The organism is Geobacillus sp. 47C-IIb (assembly GCF_014679705.1).
Taxonomy (GTDB): Bacteria; Bacillota; Bacilli; order Bacillales; family Anoxybacillaceae; genus Geobacillus; species Geobacillus thermodenitrificans.
On the sequence record NZ_CP061473.1, the window covers coordinates 1,397,028 to 1,409,010 of the forward strand.

14 protein-coding genes and 1 riboswitch are annotated in these 11,983 nt (G+C 50.9%); of the genes, 4 read left to right on the forward strand and 10 right to left on the reverse strand.

Translation table 11 applies throughout. The features are described 5' to 3' along the window. Positions 1-72: 72 nt before the first annotated feature. Positions 73-182: riboswitch (SAM riboswitch) on the reverse strand. 75 nt (positions 183-257) lie between these two features. The 9 genes from IC804_RS07200 to IC804_RS07240 form a co-directional block, all read right to left on the reverse strand. Further along, on the reverse strand, positions 258-605 hold the full coding sequence (locus IC804_RS07200) for a hypothetical protein (protein ID WP_008880236.1): 348 nt from the start codon (positions 603-605) through the stop codon (positions 258-260). 153 nt (positions 606-758) lie between these two features. After that, positions 759-1,019 carry a thioredoxin family protein gene (locus IC804_RS07205; RefSeq protein ID WP_253264543.1) on the reverse strand — a complete coding sequence of 87 codons (261 nt, stop codon included), beginning with the start codon at positions 1,017-1,019 and terminating at the stop codon, positions 759-761. A gap of 50 nt (positions 1,020-1,069) precedes the next feature. Continuing rightward, positions 1,070-1,429, reverse strand: coding sequence for a ribonuclease M5 (locus IC804_RS07210; RefSeq protein ID WP_008880238.1), 360 nt, complete (start codon positions 1,427-1,429; stop codon positions 1,070-1,072). Between the two features lie 94 nt (positions 1,430-1,523). Next, a complete protein-coding gene (locus IC804_RS07215) occupies positions 1,524-1,763 on the reverse strand; it encodes a YusG family protein (protein ID WP_008880239.1) in 240 nt (79 codons plus the stop codon). 74 nt (positions 1,764-1,837) lie between these two features. Next, entirely contained in the window at positions 1,838-2,221 is a 384-nt protein-coding gene (gene gcvH, locus IC804_RS07220; RefSeq protein ID WP_008880240.1) for a glycine cleavage system protein GcvH, read from the reverse strand. Between the two features lie 93 nt (positions 2,222-2,314). Then, a complete protein-coding gene (locus IC804_RS07225; protein ID WP_081157406.1) occupies positions 2,315-2,692 on the reverse strand; it encodes an arsenate reductase family protein in 378 nt (125 codons plus the stop codon). A gap of 121 nt (positions 2,693-2,813) precedes the next feature. Continuing rightward, entirely contained in the window at positions 2,814-4,598 is a 1,785-nt protein-coding gene (locus IC804_RS07230; RefSeq protein WP_008880242.1) for an acyl-CoA dehydrogenase family protein, read from the reverse strand. 78 nt (positions 4,599-4,676) lie between these two features. After that, a complete protein-coding gene (locus tag IC804_RS07235) occupies positions 4,677-5,849 on the reverse strand; it encodes an acetyl-CoA C-acetyltransferase (protein ID WP_008880243.1) in 1,173 nt (390 codons plus the stop codon). 28 nt (positions 5,850-5,877) lie between these two features. Then, complete coding sequence (locus IC804_RS07240) at positions 5,878-8,265, reverse strand: 3-hydroxyacyl-CoA dehydrogenase/enoyl-CoA hydratase family protein (RefSeq protein ID WP_081157407.1); 2,388 nt, start codon at positions 8,263-8,265, stop codon at positions 5,878-5,880. Positions 8,266-8,449: 184 nt separating this feature from the next. Between IC804_RS07240 and IC804_RS07245 the strand changes: the two genes are divergently transcribed. Next, positions 8,450-8,599, forward strand: coding sequence for a YuzL family protein (locus IC804_RS07245; protein WP_008880246.1), 150 nt, complete (start codon positions 8,450-8,452; stop codon positions 8,597-8,599). A gap of 104 nt (positions 8,600-8,703) precedes the next feature. Here the strand turns inward: IC804_RS07245 and IC804_RS07250 are convergent, their stop codons facing one another. Further along, entirely contained in the window at positions 8,704-9,621 is a 918-nt protein-coding gene (locus IC804_RS07250) for a proline dehydrogenase family protein (protein ID WP_029761818.1), read from the reverse strand. A 163-nt stretch (positions 9,622-9,784) separates the two neighbouring features. On the opposite strand from IC804_RS07250, the gene IC804_RS07255 reads away from it, so the two are divergent. The 3 genes from IC804_RS07255 to IC804_RS07265 all read left to right on the forward strand — a co-directional run bounded on the left by IC804_RS07255 (position 9,785) and on the right by IC804_RS07265 (position 11,953). Further along, positions 9,785-10,042 carry a hypothetical protein gene (locus tag IC804_RS07255; protein ID WP_008880248.1) on the forward strand — a complete coding sequence of 86 codons (258 nt, stop codon included), beginning with the start codon at positions 9,785-9,787 and terminating at the stop codon, positions 10,040-10,042. A gap of 16 nt (positions 10,043-10,058) precedes the next feature. Further along, on the forward strand, positions 10,059-10,394 hold the full coding sequence (locus tag IC804_RS07260) for a spore coat protein (RefSeq protein WP_008880249.1): 336 nt from the start codon (positions 10,059-10,061) through the stop codon (positions 10,392-10,394). 89 nt (positions 10,395-10,483) lie between these two features. After that, positions 10,484-11,953 (forward strand): spore germination protein, encoded by a 1,470-nt coding sequence (locus IC804_RS07265; RefSeq protein ID WP_029761817.1) that lies wholly within the window; start codon positions 10,484-10,486, stop codon positions 11,951-11,953. The last annotated feature ends 30 nt before the right edge of the window (positions 11,954-11,983 follow it).

Consider the following 11,983-nt stretch of genomic DNA (forward strand, 5'->3'; position numbering starts at 1 on the left):
CAAGGCAACAGAGCGCAAAAAGAAAACCTTTCTGCCCGCAGAGAACAGAAAGGTATTTGTCTACCGTTCCGTCTCTTATCTCTCAAAGCAGGCCGCTTTGTGTGAATTGGCACCTTTTCAGCAGACTCGCTGACGGTTGCCGGGCTTCATTGGGCACATCCCTCCACCTCTCTTGATAAGAGCACAACCATTTGCCTATTCAATTGATTACGAGTGTGATTGTATCATTGTATGTCGAACGGTGTCAACAAAATTTTTTACCCAACATGACGATACGGCTTGGCCAAATGGAGGAGAGATTCAAGCAGCAACATGTGGCGAAAGCTTCCCGACACAGACACTTCTTGCAGCCGGACGAGCTGCTGCAGCTTCAGCTCGCCGCTCAGCAGCGATTCAAGCGCTTTCTTTGAACCGCGCACCGTTAACGTGTGGCGTTCGTCATTTCCTATCTCTGGGGCAGTCGGCTCCTTGCCGATCGCCAACAAAGCAACACCTTCTTCACTCTCAAACCGAACATACAACTGCTCATCCGGCAAAATCGGCAACAAATGACGCAACGTTTGCATCCGTTCCATAAACTGTCCCACTAACTGATGCATTTCCATTGACCATCCCCCCCATTTCCCTTTGTTCCCTTTATTTCCATACGGAGGGGGAGGAATCCTTTACAAAAATCTCGACAGTCATTGTGGCGAACCAACGCTATTTTTGTCATTTCCAAAGAAATATGTCAAATGGCGTCAAAAAAAGGCAGGTAGTCAGCGCGGCAACCGAGCTTGAATTTCCTCATACAAGTACGGAACGGAATGAAACGCATACCATTTGCCCACCATCGTTCCGTCCACAAAAAGAAGCAAGCAAGGAACGCTTTCAATTTTCCAAACGACTGCTTGCTCCGGGATATAATTCACGTCTGTTTCGTAAAACGGCAGCGCCGGAAACAACTCCTCCACCACCGTCAACATTCGTTTCGCCAGCTGGCACGTGCCGCACAGCGGGGTGTACAAATAAAGAGCCATAAGCGGCTGTTCAGTGATTGTCTGTTGTATCTCTGTTCGTTCAATCGGTTTCACTCGCCTCTTCCCTTCATTAACGAGTCGATGCGGACGTCAAAATGGGCGCGCAGCAACACTTGGGCTAAATGCCAACGCGGAGCAGCGGCCACTTCGCGGTACGTCCGGTCAATATAAATGTGTTCCGCTTCCGGAAACATCCGTCGAAATTGCCGGCGCAGCTTTTCTCCTGCTTCATCAGCGTCTGCCAGCACGTACACGTCCTGACCCTCAAGCTCGTCGGCCAGCTCCTCAAGGCGCGAATCACTGATCGTGCCGTTCGTACAAATAATGACGACCGGTTCGTTCAGCACGGCTGACACTTTTTGTTTATCCGATCGCCCTTCTACAATAATCACTTTTTCTGCCCGTCGCATGTCCGACCCACCTAACTTCAAAAAAGGTTACCATATTGTATGCTCTGCGCCAACAAAAAGTTGAAAAAAAGCAACGGCCATCCACCGTTGCCTTTTAACACCAACCCGCCTCCCCGTCGCAATCGACATATTTTTGATCCGGTTCAACGGTAGCGGTCACATCTTTATAGATTTTTCCGTTCTGCTCGGTATACCCGTTTTTCAACTGAACGCCCGCTGCCGGAAGAGGAAGACGTCCGATGAGCTCGCCTTCCTCGTACAAGTCCAGCGAGCGGCCGTTCAGCTTGCCGGTTACCCGATCCGTAATATCGATGCGCGTTGATTGCAGCGCCATCGGGAGCCCCCCTTTTTAATCAAGTTCCGGTATGTATAGGGTGTCCGGATCGGGGGCGAAGATTGCAGGAACGTTTATCCTTCGTTCACCATCGCCGCGTATTGTTCAGCCGTCAACAAGTTGTCGACTTCGCTTAAATCTTTCGGTTCAATAACAATCATCCACGCTTTTTCATACGGCGATTCGTTCACATATTCCGGATTGTCATTTAACGATTCGTTCACTTCGACGATCGTGCCGCTGATCGGCGCATACAGTTCCGAGACGGTTTTCACCGATTCGACGCTACCAAACGGCTCATTCGCCGTAATTTCCGTTCCAACTTCCGGCAGCTCAACAAACACGATGTCGCCAAGCTCTGATTGGGCAAAATCGGTAATGCCGATGCGCACTTTGTCTCCTTCGACGCGCACCCACTCATGCTCTTTTGAATAGCGAAGTTCTTTTGGCGTGTTCATGGAATCCCTCCATTGCGACAAATTATCTCCTTTTTCATCATAACCGATTTTGGACAAAAACTCACCGAGTTCGTCGCATTTTATTAAAATTTTTTATCTTTCTGCCGACAGGCGTCCGGCGAAAAACGATTCGTACTCTTGCTCGCGAAACCCGACAACAACCCGTTCGCCGCCCGTTAAAATGGGCCGTTTTACTAGCATCCCGTCCGAAGCAAGCCACTCAAGCATCTCTTCTTCCGATGCGCCGTTAAGCTTGTCCTTTAATCCGAGTTCGCGGTATTTCATCCCGCTTGTGTTAAAAAATTTTTTAAGCGGCAACCCGCTTTGACGGTGCAAGCGGGCGAGCTCCTCTTTCGTCAGCGGCTCATCGACAAGATGCACCGTTTGCACCTCGATCCCGTGCTCATCAAGCCACCGCTTCGCCTTCCGGCACGTCCCGCATTTCGGATACCAATACAACGTCAACGCCATGGCCGTCCCTCCTCTAGAACTGTTAACGGAAACAATTGATCGGTTGTCCCCGTTTTTCCGAACCATTGCTATCTGCTTCTGACAGAAAGAAGTACCAGGACAAACCTGGTACTTCCTATTATCACACAATATACTGTTCCGCTTCAATGAGGGCTGCAGCCGCTTCGCGTTTTTTCGCGATCACGTTGATCGGGGTATGACGCGTCAACCGACGGAGAGCGGCGAGCATCATCCGAAGTGTGTCGCCTTGCTCCACGGCAACGAGCGTTTCTTTCGCATGGGCTTCGATTTCATTGAACGCCTCTTGGCAGAAAATTTGCGTATACAACACTTTTTGCTTGTTTTTCTCTTCCCCGCTCGCTTGAATCGCTTTTTCTGTGCGCAAAAGCGCCGATTCCATCGCATAAATGTTGGAAACGATATCAGCGATATTGACAAGCACTTCTTGTTCTTCCTCGATCCGTTGACCGTATTTTTGCACCGCTAAGCCAGCGACCATCAAAGCGATCTTTTTCGCGTTGCGCACCAAATATTTCTCTTGCTCAAGCACCCCTGAACCCGGTTCCTCGGCCGTCATCATCATGAGCTCTTCTTGCAGCTGTTGCGCTTTTTGGAAGAGCGGCAGCTCGCCTTTCATGGCTTTTTTCAAATACATGCCCGGCACGAGCAGGCGGTTGATTTCGTTCGTCCCTTCAAAAATGCGGTTAATGCGCGAATCGCGATAAGCGCGCTCGATTTCATACTCTTGCATAAAGCCGTAGCCGCCGTGAATTTGTACCCCTTCATCAACAATGTAATCGAGCACTTCAGTGGAGAAAAACTTGTTCAATGAGCATTCGATCGCATATTCAGCGATGGACTTGGCAATTTCTTTGCCGTCCTTCGCTTTTTCCGCATCAAGCAAGCCCATCCGTTCATCGAACAAACCGACCGTGCGGTAGACGGAGCTTTCCGCCGCGTACAGCCGCGCTGCCATCGTCGCGAATTTTTCTTGCGTCAGCGTAAACTTCGAAATCGGTCGCTTGAATTGCTGGCGTTGGTTGGCGTATTTCAGCGTGATTTCAAGCGCCCGTTTCGCCCCGCCGACCGCCCCGAGACCGAGTTTATAGCGGCCGATGTTCAAAATGTTGAAGGCGATGACATGGCCTTTGCCGATTTCACCGAGCACGTTTTCTTTCGGCACCGGCACATCTTGCAAAATGAGCGTCCGTGTTGACGAGCTTTTAATCCCCATTTTCTTTTCTTCCGGACCGGTTGAGACGCCCGGGAAGTCGCGCTCGACGATGAACGCGGTGAAATGCTGGCCGTCCACTTTCGCGTAAACGACAAACACATCAGCGAAGCCGGAGTTGGTGATCCATTGTTTTTCACCGTTTAAAATGTAATGCGTCCCTTCGGCGTTCAATTTCGCCGTCGTTTTTGCTCCAAGCGCGTCGGAACCGGAGCCCGGTTCGGTTAAAGCGTAAGCGGCAATCTTTTCTCCAGTCGCTAAATACGGCAAATATTTTTGTTTTTGTTCTTCCGTACCGAACAAGACAATCGGCAGCGATCCGATGCCGACGTGCGCCCCGTGCGAAATGGCGAAACCGCCGGCCGGCGCCATATGTTCGGCAATGATGGCAGAGCTCACTTTGTCCAGTCCTAACCCACCGTACTCCTCCGGGATATCGGCGCTTAACAGCCCAAGTTCGCCCGCCTTGCGAAGCAGTTTCACCGAGCGGTCAAACTCATGGTTTTCGAGATGCTCGAGCTGCGGAAGCACTTCGTTGTTGACGTACTCTTCCGTTGTCTTGGCGATCATTTGATGCTCATCGGTGAAATCTTCCGGCGTAAACACACGCTCCGCCGGAATGTCCTCAATTAAAAAGCTGCCGCCTTGAATCGCATTTTCGACCGTTTTTGCCATTGTTTCTTTTCCTCCCCCAAATATCGTGTGATTGCCCGGGCGGCAGCGCCGCCCGCTTCATTTTCTATTGACTTCACATCACAGCAGTTCAAAGACGCCTGCGGCCCCCATGCCGCCGCCAATGCACATCGTAACAATGCCGAACTGGACGTTGCGGCGCCGCATTTCGTAAAGCAACGACAAGGTCAACTTCGCGCCAGTGCAGCCGAGCGGATGGCCAAGCGCGATCGCCCCGCCGTTGACGTTGACGATCTCTTCATCGAGACCAAGCTCGCGAATGACTTGGACCGATTGAGACGCGAATGCTTCGTTTAACTCGATCAGGCCGATATCGGACAGCTCAAGACCGGCCAGTTTCAACGCTTTCGGCACAGCCGCGACCGGACCGATCCCCATCACTTCCGGCGGCACGCCGGCGACGGCGAACGAACGAAACTTGCCAAGCGGCTTCAAGCCGAGCGATTCTGCTTTTTCGCGATCCATGACCATCACCGCCGCGGCCCCGTCGCTCATTTGCGACGCGTTTCCTGCCGTGACCGTGCCATTGACGGCAAACGCCGGGCGCAGTTTCGCGAGCGTCTCCATGTTCGTGTCCGGGCGCACCCCTTCATCTTGCGTAAAGACCACTTTCTCTTCGACGAGTTTGTTGTTTTCTACTTTGCGCACCGTCACTTCTACTGGTACGATTTCCTCATCAAATTTCCCCTCGGCCAGCGCTTTCGCCGCCCGCTGATGGCTGCGCACAGCAAACGCATCTTGGTCCTCACGGCTGACGCCGTACTTTTTCGCCACTTGCTCGGCCGTATGCCCCATCGACATGTAATATTCTGGCGCTTCTTCCGCCAAGCGGGCATTCGGGCGGACGACATGCCCCATCATCGGGACCATGCTCATCGATTCGACTCCGCCGGCGATGACCGTATCGGAATGACCAAGCATCACCCGTTCAGCTGCATAGGCGATCGCCTGCAAACCGGACGAACAATACCGGTTGATCGTGATCGCCGGCACGGTATACGGCAGACCGGCGAGCGCCCCGATGTTGCGGGCGACATTGAGTCCTTGCTCCGCCTCCGGCATGGCGCAGCCGATAATTAAGTCATCGATATTCCCGTCATAGTTTCCTGCTCGTTTTAGCGTTTCTTTGACGACAAGCGCTCCCAAATCATCCGGCCGCACATGAGCGAGCGTCCCTTTTTTCGCTTTCCCGACCGGTGTGCGCGCTCCTGCGACAATCACCGCTTCTCTCACGCCAATCCCCCCTCAACATTCATCCGCCTTAGTTGCGGAGCGGTTTTCCTTTGACAAGCATATGTTGCATTCTCGCTTGCGTCTTTGGCTCGCCGATCAAGCTTAAAAACGCTTCGCGCTCAAGGTCGAGCAAGTATTGTTCATCCACTTCCGTTCCGTATGGCACGTTGCCGCCAGCCAAGACGTACGCCAGCTTTTTGGCAATTTTCAAATCGTGCTCGCTAATGTAGCCGGAATGGAACATCGATTGCGCGCCAAGCAACATGGCGGCATAGCCGCTTTCGCCGGCCACCGGCACTTTCTTCCTTACAGGCGGGCGATAGCCGTCTTCATATAAGGCGAGCACCGCTTGTTTCGCTTCGTAAAGGAGATGATCGCTGTTCATCGTAATGCCATCGCGGCTGTTTAAGAAGCCGAGCTCACGCGCTTCAGCCGCTGACGTCGACACTTTCGCCATAGCGATCGTTTCAAACGTTTTGGCAGCCACTTTAACATAATCGACATCCGCACCGTTTGGCAGGCTGTTCAACCGTTTGATGTACAACTCCTTGTTGCCGCCGCCACCCGGAATCAAACCGACGCCGACTTCCACAAGCCCCATGTACGTCTCGGCCGCTGCCTGGATGTGAGAAGCTGCCAAGCTCACTTCCGCCCCGCCGCCTAACGTCATGGCAAACGGTGCAACGACGACCGGCTTCGGATTGTACTTCATCTTGAGAAGCGCTTGCTGGAACTGCCGAACTGCCAGTTCGAGTTCAAAGAAGTTTTCGTCCTGCGCTTCCATCAACATCATCGCGAGATTCGCGCCGACGCAGAAGTTTTTCCCTTGGTTGCCGATGACAAGTCCTTTGTAGTTGCGGTTCACTTCATCAAGCGATTCGTTGATCATTTGCACGATGTCGGTGCCGATCGCATTGTTCGGTGAATGGAACTCAAGGAGCGCCACGTCATCACCGAGATCAATGAGGCTTGCGCCGGCGTTTTTCTTGATGACGCCGCGCGTCTCTTTCAGACGACGGATATGAACGATTTTTTCGTTTTCTTCCACTACTTTATAGCCGTCAGGCGCATAATAGAACAATTGGCCGTTCTCCGTTTTATAGAACGACGTGGCGCCATCGGCAAGCATATTTGTAATCCATGCCGGGATGTCACGCCCTTCAGCCTGCATTTTCCGCACCGACCGTTCCAATCCGATCGCATCCCACAATTCAAACGGGCCTTGTTCCCAGCCGAACCCCCATTTCATCGCTCGGTCGATCGCCACGATGTCATCAGCGATCTCACCGACGAGCTGAGCGGTATACAGAAGCGTCGGCGCGATGATGTTCCATAAAAGCGTGCCCGCGCGGTCACCGTCGGCGTACACGAGCGTTTGCAGCTTGGCGGACGCACCCTTTGCCTGCTTCGCCATCTCCACCGCCGGCGTGACCAACTTTTTGCGTGGTTCGTATTGCATCGTGATGTAATTGAGCTCGAGAATGTCTTTTCCTTGTTTGAGGAAAAAGCCTTGTCCGGATTTGCTGCCGAGCCAGCCGTTTCCAAGCATCGCTTTCATGAACTCCGGCACGCGAAACGCATCTTTTTCTTCTCCCTCGACGTTTTCGTACACGTTGTTTGCAACATGTACAAACGTATCGAGTCCGACAACATCAAGCGTGCGGAACGTTGCGCTTTTCGGCCGTCCGATTAGCGGTCCAGTGACCGAATCAACTTCACCGACGCTATACCCGCCTTCCATCATCTCACGGACCGTGACAAGCAGCCCATACGTGCCGATCCGGTTGGCGATAAAGTTCGGTGTATCTTTCGCCATGACGACGCCTTTGCCGAGCACCTCCTCGGCGAACGTTTTCATATAGGCGACGACATCCGGGTCTGTCTGCTCGGTCGGAATAATTTCCAGCAGCTTTAAATAACGCGGTGGGTTGAAAAAGTGCGTGCCTAAAAAATGCTTTTGAAAGTCCTCCGAACGCCCTTCCGCCATCGCTGCAATCGAGATGCCGGACGTGTTCGAGCTGACGATCGTTCCCGGCGTCCGCACTTCATCAACGCGGGCCAACACACTTTTTTTCACGTCTAAGTTTTCAACGACGACTTCAATAATCCAATCGACTTCAGCGAGCCGATGGAGATCATCTTCAAAGTTGCCCGTTTCGATGAGCGCAATGTTGTCTTTCGCCATGAGCGGCGCTGGTTTTTGTTTCAACAGTTTTTGCAGCGCTTGATTGGCGAGACGGTTGCGCACTTGTCGATGCTCAAGCGTCCATCCTTTCGCTTCTTCTTCCTTCGTTAATTCCCGCGGCACAATGTCAAGCAACAGCGTTGGGATGCCGACGTTTGCCAAATGAGCAGCAATGCCCGAGCCCATGACGCCAGACCCAAGCACAGCAGCGCGCCGAATGCGTTTCACCATTCCTGTTCCCCCTTACACCATTGAATGAGCCGTCATTCATTTTTCGGTGAAAAAAATAAATGTGAAAACGTTCTCTACACTTAAATATATAGTATGTTATTAATTTTCGCAATATATTTGCTGCATATTTTTTCCCACATCGCAGCTCGGTTTTTGTTCATACTAGGAAAAGGAGGTGAAGGTGATGGCTCGGTTGAAAAAAAATCCGTCAAAAGGCGGCGTTAGCGCAGCAAGCGTGAAAGGAAACGCCGGCCCGACGGTTGAAGCGGACGGCGGCGGCAAACAGACAAGCCAAAACCAACAGTATAAAAAGCACAATATGCAAGGGGACTAAACGCCGGCGGCGTTTAGTCCCCCTCTGATGCATAACGCAGGGAAGTCATCGGCCAAAGCCGATCGTACCAACAAAGGCGGCGCTCCCGCCGCCCTCCGCCTCCCCTACTTCCGAATAATCCCTTTTAAGACGAACGCTACATTGGCCGGACGCTCAGCAAGCCGGCGCATAAAATAACCGTACCAGTCCGTTCCGTACGGGACGTACACACGCATCGTATACCCCTCGCGCACCAGCTCGATTTGGCGCTCCGGGCGGATGCCGTATAGCATTTGAAACTCGAACTGGCTGTTTGGAATGTTGTATTCCTTAACAAGCTGCTTTGTATATTCAATGATGGCGTCGTCATGCGTCGCCACCGCCGTATAGTTGCCGTTAAGCAAATGTTGTTTAATGATCTTTTTAAAATTTTCATCCACATCTTTTTTTTCTGGGAACGCCACTTCCGGCGATTCTTTATATGCCCCTTTGACGAGACGCAAATTCGGGCGGTATGACTTTAAATCTTCAATATCTTTTTCGGTTCGGTATAAATACGCCTGCAGCACCGTGCCGACGTTATCGTACTCTTTTTTCAACTGTTTAAAAATATCGAGCGTCTTTTGGCAGCGCGAGTAGTCTTCCATATCAATCGTCACAAACACGCCACGCTGCTTCGCCACATCTAAAATGCGGCGCATATTGCGCATCACAAGGTCATCGGAAATATCAAGCCCCATCGATGTCATTTTCAACGACAGTTGCGAATTTAATTTCTCCCGGCTAATCGCCTCAATCGCCTCAAGACAGTGCCTTGCCATCTCGTTTGCTTCCCGCTCATTGTCGACAAACTCCCCTAAATAGTCGACCGTGACGGCTAACCCTTTTTCGTTTAGCTGGCGGATGACACGCACCGCATCATCAATCGTTTCGCCGGCGACAAATCTTGAAGCGCCGAAGCGGAGGCCGTATTGCTTCGCCAACTTCGTCAACGTTTTATTTTTCGACAGGAACAAGAAAAAGTCTCGCATCAGCTGCTCCACAGTTGTAAGCCCCCTTGTTTGAAAACGCATTCACATCTTTATTGTACCACGTTTTCACGTCATTGAATATGTTTTTTCCCTGCTGTTTATTTTTTATTTGTGTATAATTTTCCACTCACTGGATAATCTACAAGCGAACAATGAGTGAAAGGAGCAAAAGACGATGCAGCAGCAACCACAAATGAATCCACAAACGGCGATGCCGCAACCGCCGCAAATGGTGTCATCGAAAGACGCCATGTATTTTTCCGATATGATGTCGTGGAATTTGCTGGCAGCCAAAAAAGCGCACTTTTTCGCCTCGCAATGCCGCGATCCCGAGGTGGCGCAGGCGATCGAGCGCGCCGGACAAATGCATCAGCGCCATTACAATATGATTTTGCGCCATTTACAAAACCCACCGCAACCGCCAGTCATGTAATAAGGAGGAGCGTCGCATGAACACAAGACAAGTGCAAAATCCAGAAACACAAGTGCCAAAAACACCGCAAATGAATGAGCGCGACTTTTTGAACGATATGTTGGCGACGGAAAAGTATATGACGTTGTCCTACAGCGTGTTTTTGCATGAGGCGAGCAACCAACCGTTATATCAAGATATGATGAACATTTTTACAGAAACGCAAAATTGCCAGCGTGAATTGTTCAATTTAATGTTCAAAAAAGGTTGGTACAAGCTCGAAGCAGCCGATCCGCAAAAGCTTCAACAAACATACCAACAGTTCCAAGGATATACAAACCAGTTCCCTTATCAAGGAAATCAACTGCAGTGAAGGGAACAAACGGGGATGCCCGCTATTGCGTGCGGACATCCTCTTTCACGTCTGAAAAGCAGAAATTCTGAACACGAAGGGGGAGAGGGATGACAGCTCCACCTCCATCCGTATGGACAACGCTGCAAACATTAGGGAGCTCGACGGATTTCCAAACAAAAGTGTACCGGAACGATACAGCCGGTCTCTATCTATGGGTGTCGTATGTCGAGCCGATGGTTGATATGGAATTTGTTGCTCGCTCTATTTTTCCTTACTTGTTTCATTGTCCATTTTCATCTTTAGAAGAGATCCACCGAGCTCTTCCAATCGACGATGCATATATTTCTAGCGACCCTAATAATGTGAAGGAAAAATTGCTCGAGGGATATTTATTCATCCGCCTTCATGAAACGGACGAAACCGGGCTGCTCGTAAAGGCGCAAAAAACATTGGAGCGTGCACTCACCGTTCCCGAAGTAGAATTTAGCGTCGTTGGTCCAAAAGAGTCGTTTATTGAATCGTTGGAAACGAATTTATTTTTATTGCGCAAACGAATTCCGATCGACCGTTTGACGGTCAAAATGACAACGGTCGGAACGTTGTCAAAAACGAAAGTGGCGGTTGTTTATATTGATGGCATTGCCAATCCCGACAACGTCCAAACGGTTCTTCAGCGCATCGAGGAAGTGGAATTTGACGAGATCATTGACAGCTCTTATATCGTGCAAATCATTTCGGACAATCGACACTCTCCCTTTCCGCAGCTGCTCGATACGGAGCGCCCGGACCGAGTCGCTGCCGTACTGGCCGAAGGAAAAGTGGCGATTATGGTAGATGGATCGCCACACGTATTGATCGGTCCAACGACGTTAGTGGAATTTTTTTCATCCTTTGAAGACTACTTTCTCAATTGGACGGTCGCATCGTTTTTCCGTCTCATCCGCCTGTTTTCGGTCACCTTTTCTATTTTGATTACGCCGATGTATGTAGCGACGTTGAACTATCATTACGAATTGATTCCAAAAGATTTACTCGGCACCTTAATTACATCGAGAAGGGAAATTCCGTTCCCGCCTATTTTGGAAGTGCTGTTTCTCGAACTGACGATTGAGCTATTAAGGGAGGCCGGGGCACGGCTCCCCACAAAAGTCGGCCAAACGATCGGTATCGTCGGTGGGATTGTCATTGGAACCGCTTCTGTTGAGGCCGGTTTGACAAGTAATGTTTTGCTCATCTTAGTGGCGCTCGCCGCATTGGCTTCCTTTACTACCCCCGTTTATAAAATCGGGAACACGATTCGCTTGATGCGTTTTCCATTTATCCTGTTCGCCGAGATATGGGGGCTGCTTGGCGTTGCCTTTTGTTTTTGTATTATCGTGACCCATCTGCTTTACTTGACTTCGCTCGGGCGTCCGTTCCTTTCCCCTTTATATCCGCCGCGTTGGCGGGATTTAAAAGACGCGTTGGTCCGCCTGCCGTTTACAAGCCAATCCAAACGGCCGGAAACATTGCGAACCGAGCAGCCCATTCGCTTTGATGGGAAAAAGGCAAAACAAAAACGAGACATCGACGAGTGAAAACTGATAGGAGGACGACGATGGCTTCTG

What these genes read in the sequence shown, in the direction of transcription:
- IC804_RS07200 (WP_008880236.1), bottom strand. Translation starts at nt 605, where the DNA reads ATGGAAATGCATCAGTTAGTGGGACAGTTTATGGAACGGATGCAAACG.
- IC804_RS07205 (WP_253264543.1), bottom strand. Translation starts at nt 1,019, where the DNA reads ATGGCTCTTTATTTGTACACCCCGCTGTGCGGCACGTGCCAGCTGGCG.
- IC804_RS07210 (WP_008880238.1), bottom strand. Translation starts at nt 1,429, where the DNA reads ATGCGACGGGCAGAAAAAGTGATTATTGTAGAAGGGCGATCGGATAAA.
- IC804_RS07215 (WP_008880239.1), bottom strand. Translation starts at nt 1,763, where the DNA reads ATGGCGCTGCAATCAACGCGCATCGATATTACGGATCGGGTAACCGGC.
- gcvH (WP_008880240.1), bottom strand. Translation starts at nt 2,221, where the DNA reads ATGAACACGCCAAAAGAACTTCGCTATTCAAAAGAGCATGAGTGGGTG.
- IC804_RS07225 (WP_081157406.1), bottom strand. Translation starts at nt 2,692, where the DNA reads ATGGCGTTGACGTTGTATTGGTATCCGAAATGCGGGACGTGCCGGAAG.
- IC804_RS07230 (WP_008880242.1), bottom strand. Translation starts at nt 4,598, where the DNA reads ATGGCAAAAACGGTCGAAAATGCGATTCAAGGCGGCAGCTTTTTAATT.
- IC804_RS07240 (WP_081157407.1), bottom strand. Translation starts at nt 8,265, where the DNA reads ATGGTGAAACGCATTCGGCGCGCTGCTGTGCTTGGGTCTGGCGTCATG.
- IC804_RS07245 (WP_008880246.1), top strand. Translation starts at nt 8,450, where the DNA reads ATGGCTCGGTTGAAAAAAAATCCGTCAAAAGGCGGCGTTAGCGCAGCA.
- IC804_RS07255 (WP_008880248.1), top strand. Translation starts at nt 9,785, where the DNA reads ATGCAGCAGCAACCACAAATGAATCCACAAACGGCGATGCCGCAACCG.
- IC804_RS07260 (WP_008880249.1), top strand. Translation starts at nt 10,059, where the DNA reads ATGAACACAAGACAAGTGCAAAATCCAGAAACACAAGTGCCAAAAACA.
- IC804_RS07265 (WP_029761817.1), top strand. Translation starts at nt 10,484, where the DNA reads ATGACAGCTCCACCTCCATCCGTATGGACAACGCTGCAAACATTAGGG.